Origin of the sequence: Amycolatopsis sp. CA-161197 (assembly GCF_050942255.1) — a bacterium.
GTDB lineage: Bacteria > Actinomycetota > Actinomycetes > Mycobacteriales > Pseudonocardiaceae > Amycolatopsis.
This window is the reverse complement of sequence record NZ_CP192059.1, coordinates 5,473,719-5,495,022: the sequence shown is the minus strand read 5'-3', so window position 1 is coordinate 5,495,022 and position 21,304 is coordinate 5,473,719. Positions and strand designations below refer to the sequence as shown.

Sequence of the window (21,304 nt, the reverse complement as noted above, 5' to 3'; positions counted from 1 at the left end):
CGATTCGGAACGTGGGGCTACCGGTTCGCCGGTGGCCCCACGTTCTCGTCTGAAACCCGCACCGCCCGACGTGCGAGTTTCCCGTGTGAGGCGAGGATTCCGAGCACGACGAGGAGCGCACCGACGGGTTCGTTCCAGTGCACGGGTTCGTTCAGCACGAGCACGCCGAGCGCCACTCCCACCACCGGTGTGAGGTAAGTCACCGACGAAGCGTGGGCGGCGCCCCAGGCCGCTACTACGCGTGTGTTCCACACGTACGCGATCCCCGTTCCCAGCACGCCGAGCGCGAGCATGCTGACCACCACGGCGGCGCTCAGGTGCATCGGCTGGCTCGCCACCACGGGCGCCAGCACCAGGAGCAGCACCGTGGCGAACCCGACCTGCCCGAAAGCAACGACCACGGGATCGGCGCCTTTCGGGGACACGAACCGGCGCAGGTACACGAAAGCCGCGCCGTAGCACGTCGTGGCGCCCAGGCAGGCCAGCTGAGCCGTGAGCTCGTGCGAGAGGTCCACGCCCTGCCACACGCCGACGAGCGTCAGCACGCCGGCGAACCCGAGCAGCAGCCCCGCCACGCGTGGCGGGGTCAGGCGCTCCGCGGGCAGCGCCGCCGCGGCGAACACCATCGTCAGCAACGGCGTGGTCGCGTTGAAGATGCTGGCCAGGCCGGAGGAGATGTACTGCTCGGCCCAGGAGAAGAGCAGGAACGGTGCGGCGCACAGCAGCACCGACACCACCGCGAGATGGCCCCACAGCGCGGGATCACGGGGGAGGGGCCGGCGCCGCACCGCCAGGACCACGGCGAGCGCCAGCGCGCCGAAGCCGACGCGCGCCAGAGCGACTTGAGCGGGGGAGAGGCCCTGGAGGCCCACCTTGATGAAGAGGAAACTCGCGCCCCACACCACCGCCAGCGCGACGAATCGCGCACCGATACCGAACCGCCCGGTCATGACCCTCCTGATCGACTGACTCCCGGGGGCCAGTCAACGGGCCCGCCACGCCGCGAGGCCAGCGGTTTTCGGTCATGTCACTGAAGTTCGGTGTATAACGCCCTATACTTCCCGGCTGTGAGCACCGACGACACCCCGCGCCCGCGCGCCCCGATCACCGAAGCCGACGTCCTCACCTGGCTGGAGACGACCGCGGCCGCCGTCCAGGCGGGGGAGCTGAACGCCAACGACCTCATCGACCTGCTGGGGGAGCTGCGCCGCGCGTCCGCCGCCTGCGCCGACGCGTCCGACTGGGCCCTGCTCGCCGCCCGAGAGGAGGGCGCCAGCCTCCGCCAGATCGCCCCCGTCTTCGGCAAAGGCTACGTCCGGGCACCCGCCGCCCGCCTGGAAAAACTCCACCGACAAGCCCAGAACTCCGGACAATGGCTGGCCATCCTCCGGCACAAACAAACTGTATAACGACCTATACAGCTGGCCTGGGGTCGAAAAAATCCGCGGCCGACAACGCATTTCACTCACCACCCGAGAAACAGCACAGACAAGGACACCGAATGGAGCGCATCGCGGTCGGGCTCGCCACTCTCGGCCGGCCCGCGTACATCAACCTGGGCCGGGAGCTGCCGGGGACGCGGGACGTGCCGGCGATGCGCGCCGCGACCCACGAGGTGCTCGACGCGGCCTACGCGGCGGGGGTGCGCTGGGTCGACGTCGCGCGGTCCTACGGGTTGGCGGAGGACTTCCTCGCGAGCTGGCTCGCGGAGACCGGCCACACGGACGTGACGGTGTCGAGCAAGTGGGGCTACCGCTACGTCGGCGAGTGGCGGCTCGACGCGCCCGTGCACGAGGTGAAGGAGCACTCGGCCGCGCGGTTCGCCGAGCAGTGGGCCGAGACGCGGGCGTTACTGGGCGACCACGTGAACCTGTACCAGGTGCATTCGCTCACTGTGGACAGTCCGCTGTTCTCCGACGCGGCGCTGATCGATGCGCTGGCGGGATTGGCCGACCAGGGCGTCGAGGTCGGGTTCTCGACATCCGGGCCGGCGCAGGCCGACGCCGTGCGGCGGGCGTTCGAGCTGGAAGCGGCGGGGCGGCCGGTGTTCTCGTCGGTGCAGTCCACTTGGAACGTCCTGGAGCCGTCGGTCGGTGAGGCGCTGGCGGAGGCCGATGCGGCGGGGAAACGGGTGCTGGTAAAGGAGACGCTGGCCAACGGCCGTCTGGTCGTGGAGGCGCCGGAGTCCCTCGCGCGCATCGCTGCCGCGCACGGCGTGGGTGCGGACGCGGTCGCGGTGGCCGCGGTGCTGGCGAACGACTGGGTTTCGGTGGCTCTGGTGGGTCCGTCGAGCACGGCGCAGCTGGCGTCGAACCTGGCCGCCCCGCGGGTTTCGCTGACCGCAGACCAGGTGGCCGAGCTGGCGGGTCTGGCCGAGGCGCCGGAGGAGTACTGGCGGCACCGGTCCCACCTCGGGTGGGACTGAGGGCCTGCACTACCCTCGCTGCAGCGCGGGCCCGTGGGTGGGCCGCGGTTCTCGGATCTTCCGGAGGGGCGGCAGGTGCGTCATCGGCAGGTGCTCGCGGTGGCGGCGGTCGCGCTCGTAGGGCTCACGACCGCGTGTGGCAACCGGCCCAACAACCTCCAGACGTACTACGACGATCCGACGCCGACGAGTGACGCGACGTCGTCCGCGCCGGTGACTCCGCCGCCTGCCGCGCCGCCGAGCACTCCCGCGTCTCCCTCGCCCGATCCCCGGATCCTGGCCGCTGCGGCGGCTTCGGCCGCGCTGCTGTCCGATGAGGACGTTGCGGAGGAGGGCGTGGCTCCGGGGCCGGGCAAGGCGTCGGGGTGCCTGTCGGGGCTGGCTCAGGGGGAGCGGCGCTCGGCGAGCTGGGTGTACCCGAGTGGTTCGGGGATCACGCACGAGGTCACGGCGTACGCGGGCGGGTCGGGCGCGGAGGTGGTGTCCGCCGCGGACTGTGCCGGTCAGGTGCTCGCCATTCCGCCGCAGCCGGGTGTTTCGCAGCAGCGGGCGTGGTGCGACGGGTCGACCTGCACGGTGCTGCTGGCGAAGGGTGAGCTGGTGTCGGCGTTGAGCGTGGCGGCGAGCACGCCGGCGCGGGCGGCGGACGCGGCGAAGCGGTTGCTGCCGAAGCTCGTGGCGAAGCTGGTTGCTCAGCCGTAGCGGCGGAACCATTCCTGGACGCCTTCGCGGCCGTCGGGGATGAAGGGGCTTTCGGGGTCGTCGACCCAGGCGCGCAGTTCGGTCAGGGGAAGCCAGCGGCCTTCGACGATCTCTTCGGCCTGGTGGTGGATCGGGCCGTCCCAGCGGACTTCGTAGGCGAAGTTGTGGCAGTGGACGGTGCCCTGGTCGTAGATCTTGGTGAACAGGGGTTCCGGTTCCACTCCGTGGACGCCGAGCTCTTCGGCGAGCTCGCGCCGGGCGCAGTCGGCGGGGGTTTCGCCCGCGGCGACGACTCCGCCGGCCCAGCAGTCCCAGGTGGACGGGAAGATGTCCTTGTCCGCGGTGCGGAGGTGGACGTACACGGACTGGCCGTCGCCCGAACGGACGAGCACCACTCCGGCGGCGTGCCACAGTCCTTCGGCGCGGACGCGGGAGCGGGGTGCCTGGCCCACGACGTGGCCGGCGCGGTCATAGAGGGCAACGAGTTCGTCACTGCCTGGCATGGGGGCATCGTCGCACGGCCTTACCCCGTAGGGTGTCGGGTATGCGTCGGATCATGGGAACCGAAGTCGAGTACGGCATCGCCGTGCCCGGGGACGCCACGGCGAACCCGGTGCTCACCTCGACTCAGGTCGTGCTCGCCTACGCGGCGGCTGCTGACATTCCGCGGGCCCGGCGGGCCCGGTGGGACTACGAGGTGGAGTCGCCGCTGCGCGACGCGCGGGGCTTCGACCTGACGGGTCCTGGTGGGCCGGGGCACGACCCGGACGTGGAGGACCTGGGTGCGGCGAACGTCATCCTGACGAACGGTGCGCGCCTGTATGTGGACCACGCGCACCCGGAGTACTCGGCGCCCGAGGTCACGAACGCGCGGGACGCGGTGATCTGGGACAAGGCCGGCGAGCGGGTGATGGAGGAGGCGGCGCTGAAGGCGGCGTCGGTGCCGGGTCAGCCGCCGTTGCAGCTGTACAAGAACAACGTGGACGGCAAGGGTGCGAGCTACGGCACGCACGAGAACTACCTGTGTTCGCGGTCGACGCCGTTCACCGCGATCATCGCCGGGCTGACGCCGTTTTTCGTGTCGCGGCAGGTGGTGACGGGGTCGGGCCGGGTCGGGATCGGCCAGCAGAGTGAAGAGGCCGGGTTCCAGCTGTCGCAGCGGTCGGACTACATCGAGGTCGAGGTCGGCCTGGAGACGACGCTCAAGCGCGGGATCATCAACACGCGCGACGAGCCGCACGCGGACGCGGACAAGTACCGGCGGCTGCACGTGATCATCGGTGACGCGAACCTGTCGGAGTACTCGACCTACCTGAAGGTGGGCACGACGGCGCTGATCCTGGATCTGATCGAGTCGGGGATCCGGTTCGACGAGCTGAAGCTGGACGAGCCGGTGCGGGCGGTGCACAAGATCAGCCACGACCCGACGTTGAAGGTGAAGGTCGAGCTGGCGAACGGGAAGAAGTTCTCGGGGCTGGACCTGCAGTTCGCCTACCACGAGGTCGCGTCGGCGAACCTCGAGCGCACGGGTGCGGACGAGGCGTCGAAGGAGGTCCTGCGGGTCTGGGGCGAGGTGCTGGACGCGCTGGCGCGGGATCCGCAGGAGTGCGCGGACCGGCTGGACTGGCCGGCGAAGCTGCGGTTGCTGGAGGGGTACCGGGAGCGGGACCAGCTGGCGTGGGGTGCGCCGCGGTTGCGGCTGGTGGACCTGCAGTACTCGGACGTGCGGCTGGCGAAGGGCCTGTACAACCGGCTGGTCACGCGGGGTTCGATGAAGCGGCTGGTCACGGAGGAGGAGGTCCAGGCGGCGATCACGACTCCGCCGTCGGACACCCGGGCGTATTTCCGGGGCCGGGCCTTGGAGAAGTACGCGACGTCGATCGCGGCCGCGTCCTGGGATTCGGTCATCTTCGACGTGGGCAAGGAGTCGCTGGTGCGGATCCCGACGCTGGAGCCGCTGCGGGGCACGAAGGCGCACGTCGGGAAGTTGCTGGACGCGGCGGCGACGGCCGAGGAGCTGGTCGAGGCGATCACCGGTTCGGACTAGTCCGGATCGGCACGGGGCTGATCGGGACCGCGGCGTTGCCCCGAATGTCGGGGCTGCTGGGTAGGCTAGGAATCATCGGCCACACCGGGAGGCGATATGGCGCAGGAGAAGATCGAGAAGCACGGCGGTGGGGACTCCGACGAGGAGTTCGAAGCCACCGGAGCGGCGGGCCAGGAGCGGCGCGAGAAGCTCGGCGAGGACGTCGACACGATCCTCGACGAGATCGACGACGTGCTGGAGGAGAACGCCGAGGACTTCGTTCGCGCCTACGTGCAGAAGGGCGGCGAGTAGTCGTTCGCGGCCGGTAGCCGCCCTCGGGTTTCCGGGGGCGGTTGTCGGTTGGCGTGCCGTTGCACGCGGTGTCGTGCCGGGAGCGTCGTCGAAGGAGTGTCCTCCGAGCCGGCGGCGGTGCGGAGCGACATACTGCGCGGCAGAGTTCGCCACAGCGTGGCTTCGGCACGCGGCCTCAGCGTTGTTTCTTCAGCCGATACAGATGGGAACCAAGAGCACGTATGGACAACACCTTCCCTCGGGCGGGTTTTTCGGGACCCGGCCTGCCTGCTTCGTATTTCTCGCCGGCTTCGTCGTCGTTCGCGGACTTCGTGCGGGCGCAGGCGCCTGAGCTGTTGCCGGCGCGGCGGGTGCCGTCGTCCGGGGCGGGTGAGCTGGCGGTGCCGCACGGGACGACGATCGTGGCGCTGACGTTCGCCGGGGGTGTGCTGATCGCGGGTGACCGGCGGGCGACGTCGGGGAACTTGATCGCGAGCCGGGACATCGAGAAGGTGCACGTCACGGACGAGTATTCGGCGGTGGGGATCGCGGGGACCGCGGGCCTGGCCGTGGAGATGGTCCGGTTGTACGCGGTGGAGCTGGCGCACTACGAGAAGATCGAGGGTGTCTCGCTGTCGCTGGACGGCAAGACGAACAAGCTGGCCGGGATGGTGAAGGCCAACCTGGACATGGCGATGGCGGGCCTGGCCGTGGTGCCGTTGTTCGTGGGCTACGACCTGGAGGCCGAGGACGCGAAGCGCGCCGGCCGGATCATCTCGTACGACGCCGCCGGTGGGCGGTACGAGGAGAACGCCGGGTACGCGGGTGTCGGTTCGGGTTCGCTGTTCGCGAAGTCGGCGCTGAAGAAGCTGTACGACCCTGACGCGGATGTGGACGCCGCGGTGCGGGCGGCCGTGGAGGCGTTGTACGACGCGGCGGACGACGACACCGCGAGTGGTGGGCCGGACCTGGTGCGGCGCATTTTCCCGAGCGTCGTGACGATCACCGCCGAGACCGGTGCGGTGCAGCTGCCGTCGGAGCAGACGGCGGCGGTGGCGGAGGCCGTGGTGGCCGGCCGCGCCGAGCGCACGCACCACCGGCCGAGCTGATCGCCGGTGACTTTCCCGAACGCTGAACCTTCTACCGCCGGTACACCGGAGAACGTGGAGCCGACACCGTGACGATGCCGTTGTATGCCTCTCCCGAGCAGCTGATGCGGGAGCGTTCCGAGCTGGCGCGCAAGGGCATCGCGCGCGGCCGGAGCGTGGTGGTGCTGAAGTACTCCGGCGGGGTGCTGTTCGTGGCGGAGAACCCGTCGGCGACGTTGCACAAGGTGTCGGAGATCTACGACCGCATCGGGTTCGCCGCGGTGGGCCGGTACTCGGAGTTCGAGAACCTGCGGGTGGCGGGGATCCGGCACGCGGATCTGAAGGGCTACCAGTACGACCGGCGTGACGTGAGCGCGCGGGCGCTGGCGAACGCCTACGCGGCGACGCTGGGCAGCATCTTCACCGAGCAGCTGAAGCCGTTCGAGGTGGAGGTGTGTGTCGCCGAGGTCGGGGCGAACCAGTCGGAGGACCAGCTGTACCGGCTGACCTACGACGGGTCGATCTTCGACGAGTCGCCGTTCGTGGTGATGGGTGGTCAGACGGAGCCGATCAGCACGAAGCTGAAGGACTCCGTGGACCCGGAGCACGATCTGGCGACGGCGCTGGCGACGGCGATCGAGGGCCTGCGGGCGACGGTCGCGGCGTCGGGCAACGGCAACGGGGCGACGCCGCCGGACCAGATCAAGCTCGAGGTGGCGGTGCTGGACCGGGCGCGGCCGCGGCGGGCGTTCCGGCGGTTGACGGGGGCGGCGCTGGAGGCGTTGCTGCCCGAGCCGCCGGCGAAGGACGAGGCCGAGAAGCCGGCCGAGGGTGACTCGGGTGGTGACTCCGCCAAGGAGTGACGCGCGTTGTGCGAGTGGGCCGTCCGGGTTTCCGGGCGGCCCACTGTGCTTGTGACGGGCCTGCTTTTGCCGGTCCTGCTTTGGACGGCCGGTTCAGGACGTCGGTGTGGGGCTGCGGAAGTTCTGGTCGGCGAAGGCCAGGAGGTAGGGCAGGGTCGCGCGGGCGGTGTGCCAGGTGTGGTTGAAGCCGTGTTCGGTGTGGACGACGGCTTCCTGGCCGCGGCGGTGCAGCGCTTCGGCGATGCGGCGGGCGGTGGCGACGTCGGTGGGCGCGCCGGTGCCGGCGGCGAGGAGGACGGAGATCGGTGCGGTGAACGTCATCGTCGGCAGGTAGCGGCGTGGCGTGTTGGCGGCGATGGCCCCGGGGTGGCCGTCGAGGATGCCGATGGAGTCGTTGAGGTCGTCGTAGGGCAGGGCGATGACGAGGGTGGCGAACTCGTCGAGGTGGTGCAGGCCGGTGTTGAGGGCGGCGAACCCGCCGCCGGACATGCCGCCGAGGGCACGGTGGCGGCGGTCGGCCAGAGTCCGGTAGTGGTGGTCGACGCCGGCGACGACGGTTTTCGCGAGGTAGGTCTCCAGCTGCGGCCCGCCGGGGACGTCGAGGCCTTCCCAGTCCTTGCTGGGCACGCCGGCGGTGAGGTCGACGCTGACCACGATCATCGGGGCGATCACGTGGTCGGCTTCGAGGTCGCGCAGGGCGTCCGGGGCGGCGCCGGAGGTGAGCCAGTCGCGTGGGCCGCCGTAGGGGTAGCCGTGGATGAGGTAGACGACGGGGTAGCGGTGGCCCGCGTTGGCCGGGTCGTCGTAGCCGGGCGGCAGGATCACGTAGTTCTCGCCCGAGGGCACGGCGTCGGCGGGGTCGGGAAGGCTGAGCACGTCGATGCGCTGCCCGCTGTTGACGACCGCGGGACGGTGCCGGGCGGTGGAGTCGGCGGGCGCGTCGGGTTCGTCGGCGCCGTCGTCGAGCAGCATCCCCACGGCGTCGGCCGCGCCGGAGCCGCGTTCGAAGAGCCGGCCGAGGTCGTCGGGGGTGCGGACGTAGCCGACGTAGCTGTTCACCGCGGTCACGGCCGCGAGGAGGAGGAGCACCACGGTGCCGCCGGCTCCCCAGCGGCGGGCGCGCCGGTGGTGCCAGAGCGCGATGGTCACGGCGAGCACGGCGACGGCCGCGCCGGCGGCGGTCAGCCAGATCACCGGTGACTCGAGCGGACCGAGGTCACGCGCCTGCGCCGTGATGTCGGACGGCAGCACCGGGTCGACGGCGGCCTGCGGCATCACGGCCGCACCGCCGGGCGCGCGGCACCGCGGAAGGAAAAGCGCACGAAAGTCCCCGCCGTGAACGGAAGCGGGCAGGGTCGCCCGCACCTGACGTGATCACGCTAGGGACGGGCCGCTGTGGATTCGCTGTGAGCGGGTAAAGCGCAGGTCAAGCCCGGTTGTCGGGGTTGCGGTAGATCGTCAGGGCGCTGGGGCGGGAGCTTAAGGTGAACTCGTTGCCGAGCGGCCCGACCTCGCCGTCGGTGGCGACGCGGCGGTTGCCGTCGAGGAGTTTCACGCGCAGCTCCGGCAGGTCCAGCTGCTGGTAGACGTGGCTGGCGTTGAGGCTGTTGGTCACCATCGCGAGCAGGAACCGGGCGCGGGAGTAGGGCAGGTCGGCCCGCAGGTAGCGCACGTCGAGCAGGCCGGTGTCCAGCGCCGGGCGCCGCGACGGCGCGAAGCCCTTGGGGGAGTAGGTGCCGTTGCCGACGAAGATCAGCCAGACCTCGGCGGGCTCGTCGTTGAGCAGGATCGGCAGCGGCTTCGCGCGGCGCAGCACCCGGGCGAGCGCGAGTGCGGCCGAAGGCCACTTCGGGTGCTTCTGTTGCAGCTTCTCGCGCAGCCGCACCATCTCGGGGTAGCCGCCGAGGCTCGCGGTGTTCACGAACCAGCGGTGCTCGGGCTCGCCCGCGCCGTGGACCTCGACCTCGCCGAGGTCGATGCCGACGGCGTTGCCGGCTTCGGTGGCCGCGTCGGCGTCGGGCATGGACCGCACGCCGACGTCGCGCGCGAAGTGGTTGAGCGTGCCCGCGGGGATGAGCGCGAGCGGCAGGCCGCGTTCGGCGGCCACGGACGCGACCGCGGCGACCGTGCCGTCGCCACCCGCGACGCCGAGAGCGCGCACGGAGCCGCCACGGGCGTCGATCTCGGCCACGAGCTGTTCACGCAGGTCCTGGCTCGGGTCCGGGTAGAGCAGCGTCGCCTTGGGCCAGGCGTAACGCACGTCCTCGGTCGGGTCCTGGCCGTCGACGCCGGAGTGCGGGTTGACCAGGGCCAGCATGTCCTCGCCGTCACGCATCTCCGGCGCTTCGGCCGTGTGCGCGGTGCGGCCGGGCACGTCGGGGTGCAACGGCCACCAGTGCCGGGTCAGCGCGGCGACCCCGACGCCGATCACCAAGCCCGCGCCGACGTCGCTGGGCCAGTGGACCCCGGTGTGCACCCGCGAGTACGCGACCGCTCCCGCCAGCGGAGCGACGACGAGCCCGGCCTTCGGCGACTCCATCGCGACCGCCGTGGTGAACGCGGCCGCGGAGGCCGCGTGGCCCGACGGGAACGACGACGACGTGGGCCGCTTGCGCAGCCGCCGGTGCTCGGGCACCTCGTCCTCGGCCGGGCGCCGCCGGGGGAACAGCGGCTTGCCGAGCAGGTTCGCGGCCGCGCTCGCCCCGGCGATCGCGACCATCCCCCGCAGCGCTCCCCGGCGCGTCGCACCCTTGCGGGAGGCCAGTGCGGCGGCCACGACCCACCACAGACGCGACTTGTTCGCGGATTTCGAAAGCCAGCCGAGAACATCGTCGGCCCGGGTCTTCGGCAGCGCCGCGCTCCGGCGGATCAGGGCCCGATCGGTGCGCCCCACTTTCCGGAACGGGCGGCTGAGCTGGTGCAACACCGTCGTCGACCTCTTCTCCGTGCGGCGTGGGCCGCGCTGCGCCGTAGCCGGATTCACGCGATTTCTCACCACCCGCAACGTACCGACCGCGTGTCGCCGCCCGAACGGCGCACCGCTCAAGGGGGTGCAGCGCCTACTCTGGTGGGATGCAGCGGCGGATCTTTGGCATCGAGACCGAGTTCGGGGTCACGTGCACCTTCCACGGTCAGCGCAGGCTCTCGCCCGACGAGGTCGCGCGGTATCTCTTCCGGCGGGTCGTGTCCTGGGGACGCTCGTCGAACGTCTTCCTGTCCAACGGCTCCCGGCTCTACCTCGACGTGGGCTCGCACCCCGAGTACGCGACGGCCGAGTGCGACGACCTCACGCAGCTGGTCACGCACGACAAGGCCGGTGAGCGGATCCTCGAGGACCTGCTGGTCGACGCCGAGCGCCGGCTGGCCGACGAGGGCATCGGCGGCGACATCTTCCTGTTCAAGAACAACACCGACTCCGCGGGCAACTCCTACGGCTGCCACGAGAACTACCTCGTGACGCGCGCCGGCGAGTTCTCCCGGATCGCCGACGTGCTGCTGCCGTTCCTCGTCACCCGCCAGCTCATCTGCGGCGCGGGCAAGGTCCTGCAAACCCCGCGCGGCGCCGTGTACTGCCTCTCGCAGCGCGCCGAGCACATCTGGGAGGGCGTCTCCAGCGCCACCACGCGCTCGCGCCCCATCATCAACACCCGCGACGAGCCTCACGCCGACGCCGAGCGCTACCGGCGCCTGCACGTGATCGTGGGCGACTCGAACATGGCCGAGCCCACCACGATGCTCAAGATCGGGTCGGCGAACCTGGTGCTCGAGATGATCGAGGCCGGGGTGCAGTTCCGCGACTTCACCCTCGACAACCCGATCCGGGCGATCCGCGAGATCAGCCACGACCTCACCGGCCGGCGCCAGGTGCGGCTGGCGGGCGGGCGCGAGGCCTCGGCGCTCGACATCCAGCGCGAGTACCACGCCCGCGCCGTGCAGCACCTCAAGGAGAACGGCTCCACCCCCGCCAACGAGCGCGTGGTCGAGCTGTGGGGCCGCGCGCTGGAGGCCGTCGAGCAGCAGGACTTCGCGAAGATCGACACCGAGATCGACTGGGCCATCAAGCACCGCCTGGTCGAGCGCTACCGCGCGAAGCACGACCTGGACCTCTCCAGCCCCCGCATCGCCCAGCTCGACCTCGCCTACCACGACATCCGCCGCGGCCGGGGCATCTTCGACCTGCTGCAGCGCAAGGGCCTGGTCAAGCGCGTCACCGACGACGGCGAGATCGAGGCCGCCAAGGACACCCCGCCCCAGACCACCCGCGCGAAGCTGCGCGGCGACTTCATCGCCGCCGCCCAGGCCGCGGGCCGCGACTTCACCGTCGACTGGGTCCACCTCAAGCTCAACGACCAGGCCCAGCGCACCGTGCTGTGCAAGGACCCGTTCCGCTCGGTCGACGAGCGGGTGGAACGCCTGATCAGCTCGCTGTAACCGGCCAGGACCGCAGCGCTGGAGGGCCGCCCCGCACCACGCGGGGCGGCCCTCGGGCATTTCCGGCGGACGCGGCCGGACAGCGCCGCTCGCCGGGGGACCGGTCGGCGTTCCCGACGAAAGTCGCCGTCCGGGTGCGGCAAGATCGCCGCATGCGGGTCGTGCGGGCGTTGGTGGTTCTGCTGGGCGCGGTGCTGCCGCTGGTGGCCGGTGGGGTGGCGGATGCGGCTCAGCGGGTCCCGTCGTGGCGGTTGACGCCGACTGGGGTCGCGGCGCAGTTCCGGGGGCTTTCGGCCGTCAGCGGGCGCGTGGCGTGGGTCAGCGGCACGCAGGGGACCGTCTTGCGCACCACGGACGGCGGCCGCACGTGGAGCCCCGTCGGGCCGCCCGGCACGGAAACGCTGGAGTTCCGTGACATCGAAGCCTTCGACGCCGATCACGCCGTGGTGCTGTCCATCGGCCCGGGCGGGGACTCGCGGGTCTACCGCACCGACGACGCCGGCAGGCACTGGCGCCAGACGTTCACCAACTCCGATCCGGCCGCGTTCTACGACTGCCTCGCCTTCTTCGACCCGTGGCGCGGCCTCGCGATGAGCGACCCCGTCGACGGGAAGTTCCGCGTGCAGGCCACCGCCGACGGCGGCCGCACCTGGCGGCAGATCCCCGACAGCGCGTTCCCGCCCGCCCTGCCCGGCGAAGCGGGCTTCGCGGCGAGCGGGCAGTGCGTGGCCACCTCCGGGCCGTTCGACGCGTGGCTCGCGATGGGCGGCGGCGCCCGCGCCCGCGTGCTGCACAGCGGCGACGCCGGGCACCACTGGACCGTCGCCGACACCCCGCTGCCCAGCAGCGCGTCGGCCGGAGTTTTCGCGCTCGCGTTCCGCACGCCGTGGCAAGGCGTCGCGATCGGCGGCGACTTCGCGAACCCCACCGCCCCCGGCCCGGCCGTCGCCCTCAGCGGTGACCGCGGCCGCACCTGGCGCACGCCGGCGCAGTACCCGGCGGGCTACCGCTCCGGGCTCGCGTGGCTCGGGGGGTCGGTGATCGCCGTCGGCCCCGGCGGCAGCGACCTCAGCCCCGACGGCGGCCGCCACTGGACGCCGTTCGACATCGGCAGCTTCGACACGGTCGACTGCACACCCCTCGGCGCCTGCTGGGTCAGCGGGACCGGGGGCCGCGTCGCGCGGCTGGAGCGTTAGAGGACCTGGCCGGTCGGGCGCACCATGATCTCGTTGACGTCCACCGTCGGCGGCTGCTCCAGCGCGTAGAGCACCGCGCGGGCGACGTCGTCGGCCTCGAGCTTCGGCTTGCGCCGCTGCTCGTCGGTGAGGATGTCGGTGTCGGTGATGCCGGGCTGCACCAGCGTCACCCGCACCCCCGTGCCCACGGCTTCCTCCCGGATCCCCGCCGCCAGCCCGCTCACCGCCCACTTCGTCGCCGAATACAGGCTCCCCTTGCGCGGATAGCGGCCGGCGACCGAACCCGTCAGCACGAGATGACCGCTCGTGCCCGCCAACGCCGGCAGCACGGCACGCGCCGTGAGCGCCGGACCGTAGACGTTCGTCAGCACCAGTTCCCGCCACTCTTCCGGCTCCGCGCCACCGTCGCCGAAGAACGACACGCCCATGCCGATCCCGGCATTCGCGAAAGCCGCGTCCAGCCGCGAAAACCGCGCCAGCGTCGCCTCGACCGCGCCCGACACGCTCGGCCAGTCGGTGACGTCCGCGGCCAGCGCCAGCGCGTTTTCCTCGCCGAACTCGGCCACGAGCGGGGCCAGGGCCTCGGCTTTCCGGGCCACGAGCGCCACCCGGAACCCCGCCGCGACCGCCCGCCTGGCCGTCGCCGCCCCGATCCCGCGCGACGCTCCGGTCACCATCAGTACACGTTCAGCCATGGTTCCAGGCTAGGGCCGCGACGCGTTCGGGGAACCTCACGATCGGGGCGGACGAGGAGAGCTAGGGTTGTACGGGTGTCCACCGCACGCGCCGAACGGCTGGTCAACCTCGTGCTCGCCCTGCTGTCCACCCGGCAGTACCTCACCGCCGAGCGGATCCGCGGCATCGTCCCCGGGTACGCCGACGCGGCCAGCGACGAGGCCTTCTTCCGCACGTTCGAACGCGACAAAACGGAGCTGCGCGAGCTCGGCATCCCGCTGGAGACCGGCCGCAACTCCGCCTTCGACCCCGTCGAGGGCTACCGCATCGCCCGCCGCGACTACGAGCTCGGCGAGATCGACCTGGCCCCGGACGAAGCGGCCGCCGTCGGCCTCGCCGTGCGCCTGTGGGATTCGCCCGAGCTGACCGGGCAGGCCCAGGGCGCGCTCGTGAAGCTGCGCGCCGCCGGCGTCGAGGTCGACGACCAGGCACCCACGGTGATCGAACCCCGCGTGCGGGCCGAACCGGCGTTCGGGCCGTTGCTCGCCGCCGTGCAGAGCGGCCAGGCCGTGCGCTTCGAATACCGCCGCAGCGGATCCCCGGAACGCCGGATGCGCGAGCTCGAACCGTGGGGCGTCGTGTCCTGGCGCGCCCGCTGGTACGTCGTCGGGCACGACCGCGACCGCGGCGCGACCCGCTGCTTCCGGCTCTCCCGCGTCACCGGCAAAGTCACCCCGATCGGCGAACCGGGCGCGGTGGTCAGGCCCGAGGGCGTGAACCTGCTGCAGCTCGTGTCCGTCACCGGCGGCAGCGAAGAAGCCAGCCCCGTCACCACCGCCCGCCTGTGGGTCGCCGACGGGCGCGCCGCGGGCGTGCGCCGCCGCGGCGAGGTCGTCGGCCGCGACACGATCGACGGCGAGGAAGGCGACCTCATCGAGATCGGCCTGTTCTTCCCCGAGTCGGCCGCCGACTGGATCGCCGCACAGGGAGCCGACGTGCTCGTGCTCGAACCCGACGTGCTCGCCAAATCCGTGCAGCACCGCCTCGAAGCCGTCCTCGCCCGCGCCGAGCAGGGGAGCGGCCGATGAGCGGCTCCACCGAACGCATGCCGCGCCTGCTCGCGCTCGTGCCCTACCTGCTCGCCCGCCCGGGCGTGCGCATCGACGAGGCCGCCCACGACTTCGACGTCACCCCGCGCCAGCTGCGCAAGGACCTCGAGCTGCTGTGGATGTGCGGCCTGCCCGGCTACGGCCCCGGTGACCTCATCGACCTGTCGTTCGAAGGCGACACCATCGTCGTCACCCACGACGCCGGCATGAGCCGCCCCCTGCGCCTCACCGGCAGCGAGGCCACCGCCCTGCTCGTGGCCCTGCGCGCGCTCGCCGACACCCCCGGCGTGGTCGACGGCGACGCCGTGCGCCGCTCCATCGCCAAGATCGAGGCCGCCGCGGGCCAGGCCCAGCCGGCCGGTGTCGTGGTCGGCGGCGGTGTGCGCGAGGGCAAGCGCGCCGCGAAGACCCGTGAGGAGGTCGCGGCCGCGCTGCAGGCCGGACGCGCGCTGCGGATGCGCTACTACACCGCGTCCAAGGACCAGATGACCGAACGCACCGTGGACCCGATGCGGCTGCTCATCGTGCAGGCCGTCGGCTACCTCGAAGCCTGGTGCCGCCGCGTCGAGGACGTGCGGCTGTTCCGGCTCGACCGCATCGACGAGCTGACCGTGCTCGACGAACCCGCCGCGCCCCCGGCCCACGCGCGGCCCACCGACCTGTCCGACGGCGTGTTCTCCGCGCGGCCCGACCAGTGCGAGGCCGAGCTCGTGCTCGACCCCGACGCGCGCTGGGTCGCGGAGTACTACCCGTGCGAAGAGCTCGCGGAGCTCGACGGTGGCCGGCTCCGCATCCGGATGCGCTATGCGGACGAGTCCTGGATGGTCCGTTTGGTCCTCGGATTGGCCGGAGACGCGCAGGTGGAGAGCCCTGTCACACTGGCTGACGCGGTTCGACGGCGAGCGGCCGACGCCGTGGCCCGATCCCGTCACCTACCGTCAACCTACGGCCGTTAAGGTAACCCACGTGTCGTACCTGCCCACTTACGTAGTGCTCGCGGCGGGCCTGCTCGTCCTGATCCTCCTGGCAGTACGGACGATCAGAGTCTTGCGCCAGTTCCGCCGCACCCTGAGCATGGTGGCTACGAACACCCAGGACCGGACGGGACTGCTCCGCGCCCGGTCCGCAGCACTTCGCGTGGCCGTGGCGCAGCGCCGCGACGCACCGGAAACCAGTAACATCGGCAACGACTAAAGAAACAAGGAGGCCACCGCCATGAACGCGCTGCAGCCGTGGCACATCATCATCCTGGTGCTCGTCGTGGTTCTGCTGTTCGGGGCCAAGAGGCTTCCGGACGCCGCCCGCTCCATCGGCAAGTCCATGAAGATCTTCAAGGCCGAGACCAAGGACCTCACCGGCGAGCAGAAGGACGAGGCCGAGCAGGTCGAGACCCGCCAGCTCCCGCAGGCCACCGCCCCGGCCCAGGACCAGCAGGTCGCCGACCTCCAGCGCCAGCTCGACGAGCTGAAGAAGCAGCAGGCCGCCACCGAGCAGCCGCAGAAGAACGCCAGCTGAGGCCCGACCACACCACCCGGTCCCGGTCCGCGGAGCGCGCTGAACACCCAGCGCGCTCCGGCGGGCTACGACGAGAACGGAACGACCAGTGGCGGAAGCCGCCAACGGCACAGGCGCGGGCCGCACCAAGCGAGGCCGCCGCAGCCGCCGGAAAAACCCCGACGGCACGATGACGCTCATCGAGCACGTCTACGAGTTCCGGCGCCGGCTCGGGTTCGCCCTGCTGTTCATCGTCATCGGCGGCATCTTCGGCTGGATCTGGTTCGAACAGCACCTCGGCCCGATCCCGTCGCTCGGCGACATCATGAACGGCCCCTACTGCGCCATCCCGCCCTCGCAGCGCTTCGGCGGCGACCTGGGCGGCTGCCGGCTCCTGCAGACCCAGCCGTTCGAGATCTTCATGGTCCGCCTGAAGGTCGGTGTCGCCGCGGGAGCCGTGGTCCTCTCCCCGTTCTGGCTCTACCAGTTCTGGGCGTTCATCGCCCCGGGCCTGTACTCGAAGGAACGCAAGTACGCGCTGACCTTCGTCGGCTTCGCGTCGGTCCTGTTCGCCGCCGGCGCCGTGCTCGCCTACTTCCTCGTGCCCCACGCGCTGGCCCTGCTCGCCGGCTTCGGCCAGGACCAGTTCGTCACCGCTCTCACCGCGGACAAGTACATCTCGTTCATCCTGTCGCTGCTGGTCATCTTCGGCGTCAGTTTCGAGCTCCCGCTCATCGTGGTGATGCTCAACCTCGTCGGCGTCGTGAAATACCAGCAGCTCCGGCGCTGGCGCCGCGGCATCCTGTTCGCGCTGTTCGTGTTCGCCGCGTTCGCGACCCCCGGGTCGGACCCGTTCTCGATGCTCGGCCTCGCCGCCGCACTCACCGTGCTGTTCGAGATCGCCATCCAGATCACGCGCTTCCACGACCGCAAGCTCGACAAGGTCCGTCAGGACGAGGGCTGGGACAAGCTGGCCGACGACGAGGCCGCGCCGTTCGACTACACGCCCAGCACCGTCGAGGAAGACGAGCCCGCGACCGCGCCGCGCGGCCACTCGACCGACGACATCACCTAGACCCCAGCGGATGGGGCTCAACGCGGCACTCGCCGTCCACCCGGCCTCCGGCCACGGAGCGGCCGCCCGGATCGCGGACACCGTGGCTGAGCGGCTGCGCCCCGCCGTGGACCGGCTGGACGTCCTCGTCGCCACCAGCGTCGACGAATCCCGTGCCCTCATGCGGTCGGCCCACGCCGACGGCCTCGACGTGCTCATCGTCCTCGGCGGCGACGGCGCCGCCCACCAAGGCGTGCAGTTCTGCGCCGAGCACGACGTCGCCCTCGGCCTCGTCCCCTCCGGCACCGGCAACGACTTCGCCCGCGCCCTCGGCACCCCACCCGACGCCCTCGCCTCCGCCGACGCCCTCGCCTCCGCCGACACCCTCGCCGAAGCCCTGCGCGCCGGCACCCGCCGCCGCCTCGACCTCGGCCGCATCGACGGCGGCACGGCGGCCGGCGCCTGGTTCGCCACCGTCCTGTGCTCCGGCTTCGACGCCGCCGTCAACGCCCGCGCCAACCGCCTCCGCCGGCCGTCGGGACCCCGCCGCTACGACGTCGCGATCCTCGCCGAACTCGCCGCCTTCCGCCCCCGCCCCATCACCCTCCACACCGACGAAGGCACCGTCGAGCTCGACGCCACCCTCGTCGCCGTCGGCAACACCCCCTACTACGGCGGCGGCGTCCCCATCTGCCCCCGGGCCACCCCGGACGACGGGCTCTTCGACGTCACCGTGATCGGCGCAGCCGGCCGCCTGCAGCTGCTGCGCCTGCTGCCCGGCCTGCGCACCGGCGCCCACCTCGACCACCCCGCCGTCCGCACCCTCCGCACCCGGAAGGTGAGCATCGAAACGGGCAGCGAAACCGGCACAGCCCCGGGCTGGCCCGCCTACGCCGACGGCGAATCCCAAGGCACGACCCCCGTCACCGCCACCTGCGTGCCCGGCGCGCTCACCGTCGTCGCCCCGTAACCCCACGGCCACACCCCGGTCGGCACGCCGCGTGCGGACTGTCGGTGCCGTGTGGAACCCTGACGGGGTGGCCACTAGCCCTTCACCTTCCCCGGCCGAGGCCTATGCGGTCTCACGCCGCCGCGGCAAGTACCCCCAGCTGACGCGTTTCGCCGGCGAGGTGTCGTTCGAGTTCGACGACTTCCAGGTCCGCGGCTGCGAGGCACTCGAAGACGGCCACGGCGTGCTCGTGTGCGCGCCCACCGGCGCCGGCAAGACCGTGGTCGGCGAGTTCGCCGTGCACCTGGCGCTCGCCGAAGGCCGCAAATGCTTCTACACCACGCCCATCAAGGCGCTGTCCAACCAGAAGTACGCCGATCTCGTCGCCCGCTACGGCAGCGACGCCGTCGGCCTGCTCACCGGCGACACCTCCATCAACGGCAACGCGCAGGTGGTCGTGATGACCACCGAGGTCCTGCGCAACATGCTCTACGCCGGCAGCTCCGCCATCCCCGAGCTCGGCTACGTCGTGATGGACGAGGTCCACTACCTCGCCGACCGCTTCCGCGGCGCCGTCTGGGAGGAAGTGATCCTCCACCTGCCCGAACACGTCCGCGTCGTCGGGCTGTCGGCCACCGTGAGCAACGCCGAGGAGTTCGGCGAATGGCTCGTCGAGGTCCGCGGCGACACCACCGTCGTCGTCGACGAGCACCGGCCCGTGCCGCTGTGGCAGCACATGCTCATCGGCAACCGCCTGATGGACCTGTTCGCCGGCCAGGACGAAGCCGACCCCAACGCCGAGCTGAGCATCAACCCCGGCCTGCTGCGCCGTGCCGAAGAGCTCGGCCGCTTCGCCCCCGCGTCGCTGCGCGGCAACCGCGGAGGACGCCGCGGCGCGCCCCGCCCGCAACGCTTCCGGCCGCCCTCGCGCGTCGAGGTCGTCGAACGCCTCGACGCGGCCGGGCTGCTGCCCGCGATCGTGTTCATCTTCTCCCGCGCCGGCTGCGACGCCGCCGTCGCCCAGTGCGTGCGCTCCGGCCTGCGGCTCAACGGACCCGAACAGGTCGAGGAGATCCGCCGCATCGTCGCCGAGCGCACCGCCGACCTGCCCGAGGGCGACCTGAGCGTGCTCGGCTACTGGGAGTGGCGCGAAGCGCTCGAACGCGGCTTCGCCGGCCACCACGCGGGCCTGCTGCCCGCGTTCAAGGAAACCGTCGAGGAGCTGTTCCTGCGCGGCCTGGTGAAGGCCGTGTTCGCCACCGAGACCCTCGCGCTCGGCATCAACATGCCCGCCCGCACCGTGGTCCTCGAGCGGCTGGTCAAGTACAACGGCGAAGCCCATGTCGACCTCACCCCCGGCGAGTACACGCAGCTCACCGGCCGCGCCGGGCGCCGCGGCATCGACGTCGAGGGCCACGCCGTGGTCGCGTGGCAGCCCGGCGTGGACCCCAAGCAGGTCGCCGGCCTCGCCTCCACGCGCACGTATCCGCTGCGCTCGTCGTTCCGGCCCGGCTACAACATGGCCGTGAACCTCGTCGCCCAGGTCGGCGCCGACTCCGCCCGTGAGCTGCTGGAACAGTCGTTCGCCCAGTTCCAGGCCGACCGGTCCGTGGTCGGCACCGCCCGGCGCATCGAGCGCAACAAGGAAGCCCTCAAGGGCTACGCGAAGGCCGTCACCGGCGAGTTCGACGAGATGCTCGAATACGTCGAGCTGCGCGCCAAGATCTCCGCCCGCGAGAAAACGCTGTCCCGGCAGAACACCGCCACCCGCCGCGCCGGCACCGCGGAGTCGCTGGAGAAGCTGCGCAAGGGCGACGTCATCGCCGTGCCCGCCGGGCGCCGCGCGGGCCTGGCCGTGGTCGTCGACCCGGGGCTGGACCCGATTCGCGAGCCGCGGCCCGTGGTCGTCACCGAGGACCGCTGGTCCGGGCCGCTGTCGGTCGCCGACTTCCCGGCCCCGGTCGAGCCGCTCGGCCGCATCCGCCTGCCCAAGCACGTCGAGCTGCGGTCGCCCAAGATCCGCCGCGACATCGCCTCGGCCCTGCGCGACTCCGGCATCTCGCTGCCCGGGCGTCAGCGCCGCCGCACCAGCCAGGGCGACGACGCGGAGCTCAACGCCCTGCAGCGCGCCCTGCGCGCCCACCCCTGCCACGGGCTGGCCGAACGCGAGGCCAACCTGCGCTGGGTCGAGCGTTACCAGCGCCTGCAGACCGAGACCGAGCAGCTGGAACGCAAGGTCGCCGCCACCACCCACTCCCTCGCCCGCGCGTTCGACCGGATCCTCGCGCTGCTCGGCGAACGCGGCTACCTCGGCCCCGGCACCGGCGAGGACCGCGTCACCGAACACGGCCACCGCCTCGCCCGCCTCTACAGCGAGTCCGACCTGCTCGCCGCCGAGTGCATCCGTCACGGCGTGTGGGAAGGCCTCGGCGCGGCCGAGCTCGCCGCCGTCGTCTCCACGCTCGTGTTCGAGGCCCGCCGCGACACGGCGGGGGAGCCGCGCCTGCCCGGCGGCTCCGTGCCCAAGGCCTGGGAAGAGACCACGAAGCTGTGGGTCGACCTCACCGAGGACGAACGCCGCCACCACCTCGACCGCACCCGCGAACCCGACGCCGGCTTCGCGTGGCCGGTCTACCGGTGGGCCCGCGGCGAGTCGCTCGAGAAGGTCCTCACCGTCGCCGAGACCAACGGCCAGGAACTGTCCGCCGGCGACTTCGTCCGCTGGTCACGCCAGGTGATCGACCTGCTCGACCAGATCCGCGACGTCCTCGGCAAAGCCGACCCGGTCGGCGCCGCCGCCGCGGAAGCCGTGCGTGCCCTGCGCCGCGGCGTCGTCGCGGCCGGCGGGGCGTGACTGTTTTGCCTGAACCACAGGTCTCGGCCACAGGGCGTTCGCGGGCAGGCCGAGGTCACCGCTCGGACAGGGTGCGCGTGGACGCGTGTGCTCGGCCCGGACCTGTGGTTGGATCGCGCTCGACACCGTGGGCAGCGACCCCTCACC

The 21,304-nt window shown here is 71.8% G+C and carries 21 protein-coding genes; 16 read left to right on the top strand and 5 right to left on the bottom strand.

What is annotated here, in order from left to right; translation table 11 throughout:
• Positions 1–17: 17 nt before the first annotated feature.
• Positions 18–950, bottom strand: coding sequence for a DMT family transporter (locus ACQPXB_RS25570; protein WP_432844696.1), 933 nt, complete (start codon positions 948–950; stop codon positions 18–20).
• 117 nt (positions 951–1,067) lie between these two features.
• Between ACQPXB_RS25570 and ACQPXB_RS25565 the strand changes: the two genes are divergently transcribed.
• The 3 genes from ACQPXB_RS25565 (at position 1,068) to ACQPXB_RS25555 (ending at position 3,127) form a co-directional block, all read left to right on the top strand.
• Positions 1,068–1,409 carry a hypothetical protein gene (locus tag ACQPXB_RS25565; protein ID WP_220240784.1) on the top strand — a complete coding sequence of 114 codons (342 nt, stop codon included), beginning with the start codon at positions 1,068–1,070 and terminating at the stop codon, positions 1,407–1,409.
• Between the two features lie 92 nt (positions 1,410–1,501).
• The gene (locus tag ACQPXB_RS25560) at positions 1,502–2,425 is read left to right on the top strand and encodes an aldo/keto reductase (protein WP_432844695.1); all 924 of its coding nucleotides are present in this window, start codon (positions 1,502–1,504) and stop codon (positions 2,423–2,425) included.
• A 75-nt stretch (positions 2,426–2,500) separates the two neighbouring features.
• Positions 2,501–3,127, top strand: a complete 627-nt coding sequence (locus ACQPXB_RS25555; RefSeq protein ID WP_432844694.1) for a hypothetical protein — start codon at positions 2,501–2,503, stop codon at positions 3,125–3,127.
• Here the strand turns inward: ACQPXB_RS25555 and ACQPXB_RS25550 are convergent.
• A complete protein-coding gene (locus tag ACQPXB_RS25550) occupies positions 3,118–3,630 on the bottom strand; it encodes an NUDIX hydrolase (protein ID WP_432844693.1) in 513 nt (170 codons plus the stop codon). The two genes, ACQPXB_RS25555 and ACQPXB_RS25550, sit on opposite strands and share 10 nt — an antisense overlap.
• Before the next feature lie 41 nt (positions 3,631–3,671).
• Here ACQPXB_RS25550 and dop point away from each other — a divergent pair, with 41 nt between their 5' ends.
• The 4 genes from dop (at position 3,672) to prcA (ending at position 7,395) form a co-directional block, all read left to right on the top strand.
• On the top strand, positions 3,672–5,174 hold the full coding sequence (gene dop / locus ACQPXB_RS25545) for a depupylase/deamidase Dop (protein WP_366576166.1): 1,503 nt from the start codon (positions 3,672–3,674) through the stop codon (positions 5,172–5,174).
• Between the two features lie 96 nt (positions 5,175–5,270).
• Positions 5,271–5,465: a ubiquitin-like protein Pup gene (locus tag ACQPXB_RS25540; RefSeq protein ID WP_220240779.1), complete on the top strand. Its 195-nt coding sequence runs from the start codon at positions 5,271–5,273 to the stop codon at positions 5,463–5,465.
• Between the two features lie 221 nt (positions 5,466–5,686).
• A complete protein-coding gene (gene prcB, locus ACQPXB_RS25535) occupies positions 5,687–6,553 on the top strand; it encodes a proteasome subunit beta (protein WP_364048730.1) in 867 nt (288 codons plus the stop codon).
• Positions 6,554–6,621: 68 nt separating this feature from the next.
• Entirely contained in the window at positions 6,622–7,395 is a 774-nt protein-coding gene (gene prcA / locus ACQPXB_RS25530) for a proteasome subunit alpha (protein ID WP_432844692.1), read from the top strand.
• Positions 7,396–7,488: 93 nt separating this feature from the next.
• Here the strand turns inward: prcA and ACQPXB_RS25525 are convergent, their stop codons facing one another.
• Both ACQPXB_RS25525 and ACQPXB_RS25520 read right to left on the bottom strand, forming a co-directional pair.
• Positions 7,489–8,670 (bottom strand): alpha/beta hydrolase, encoded by a 1,182-nt coding sequence (locus tag ACQPXB_RS25525; RefSeq protein ID WP_432844691.1) that lies wholly within the window; start codon positions 8,668–8,670, stop codon positions 7,489–7,491.
• Between the two features lie 151 nt (positions 8,671–8,821).
• Positions 8,822–10,321 carry a bifunctional phosphatase PAP2/diacylglycerol kinase family protein gene (locus ACQPXB_RS25520; RefSeq protein ID WP_432844690.1) on the bottom strand — a complete coding sequence of 500 codons (1,500 nt, stop codon included), beginning with the start codon at positions 10,319–10,321 and terminating at the stop codon, positions 8,822–8,824.
• Between the two features lie 146 nt (positions 10,322–10,467).
• On the opposite strand from ACQPXB_RS25520, the gene pafA reads away from it, so the two are divergent.
• Positions 10,468–11,826, top strand: a complete 1,359-nt coding sequence (gene pafA / locus ACQPXB_RS25515) for a Pup--protein ligase (RefSeq protein ID WP_220240774.1) — start codon at positions 10,468–10,470, stop codon at positions 11,824–11,826.
• 152 nt (positions 11,827–11,978) lie between these two features.
• Positions 11,979–13,022, top strand: a complete 1,044-nt coding sequence (locus ACQPXB_RS25510; protein ID WP_432844689.1) for a WD40/YVTN/BNR-like repeat-containing protein — start codon at positions 11,979–11,981, stop codon at positions 13,020–13,022.
• Here ACQPXB_RS25510 and ACQPXB_RS25505 read toward each other — a convergent pair.
• Complete coding sequence (locus ACQPXB_RS25505) at positions 13,019–13,717, bottom strand: SDR family oxidoreductase (RefSeq protein WP_386945468.1); 699 nt, start codon at positions 13,715–13,717, stop codon at positions 13,019–13,021. The two genes, ACQPXB_RS25510 and ACQPXB_RS25505, sit on opposite strands and share 4 nt — an antisense overlap.
• A 75-nt stretch (positions 13,718–13,792) precedes the next feature.
• On the opposite strand from ACQPXB_RS25505, the gene ACQPXB_RS25500 reads away from it, so the two are divergent.
• From ACQPXB_RS25500 to ACQPXB_RS25470, 7 genes are all read left to right on the top strand, one after another.
• Positions 13,793–14,785, top strand: a complete 993-nt coding sequence (locus ACQPXB_RS25500; protein WP_432844688.1) for a helix-turn-helix transcriptional regulator — start codon at positions 13,793–13,795, stop codon at positions 14,783–14,785.
• Positions 14,782–15,762, top strand: coding sequence for a helix-turn-helix transcriptional regulator (locus tag ACQPXB_RS25495; RefSeq protein WP_366576154.1), 981 nt, complete (start codon positions 14,782–14,784; stop codon positions 15,760–15,762). Before ACQPXB_RS25500 ends, ACQPXB_RS25495 begins: the two co-directional genes overlap by 4 nt.
• Before the next feature lie 10 nt (positions 15,763–15,772).
• Positions 15,773–16,000: a bacteriophage holin gene (locus tag ACQPXB_RS25490; protein ID WP_285966923.1), complete on the top strand. Its 228-nt coding sequence runs from the start codon at positions 15,773–15,775 to the stop codon at positions 15,998–16,000.
• 21 nt (positions 16,001–16,021) lie between these two features.
• Positions 16,022–16,321: a Sec-independent protein translocase subunit TatA gene (gene tatA / locus ACQPXB_RS25485; RefSeq protein ID WP_386945471.1), complete on the top strand. Its 300-nt coding sequence runs from the start codon at positions 16,022–16,024 to the stop codon at positions 16,319–16,321.
• Positions 16,322–16,409: 88 nt separating this feature from the next.
• Entirely contained in the window at positions 16,410–17,375 is a 966-nt protein-coding gene (gene tatC, locus ACQPXB_RS25480; RefSeq protein ID WP_432844687.1) for a twin-arginine translocase subunit TatC, read from the top strand.
• Positions 17,376–17,385: 10 nt separating this feature from the next.
• Positions 17,386–18,324, top strand: a complete 939-nt coding sequence (locus tag ACQPXB_RS25475; RefSeq protein ID WP_432844686.1) for a diacylglycerol/lipid kinase family protein — start codon at positions 17,386–17,388, stop codon at positions 18,322–18,324.
• 67 nt (positions 18,325–18,391) lie between these two features.
• Complete coding sequence (locus ACQPXB_RS25470) at positions 18,392–21,157, top strand: DEAD/DEAH box helicase (protein WP_432844685.1); 2,766 nt, start codon at positions 18,392–18,394, stop codon at positions 21,155–21,157.
• Positions 21,158–21,304: the final 147 nt, after the last annotated feature.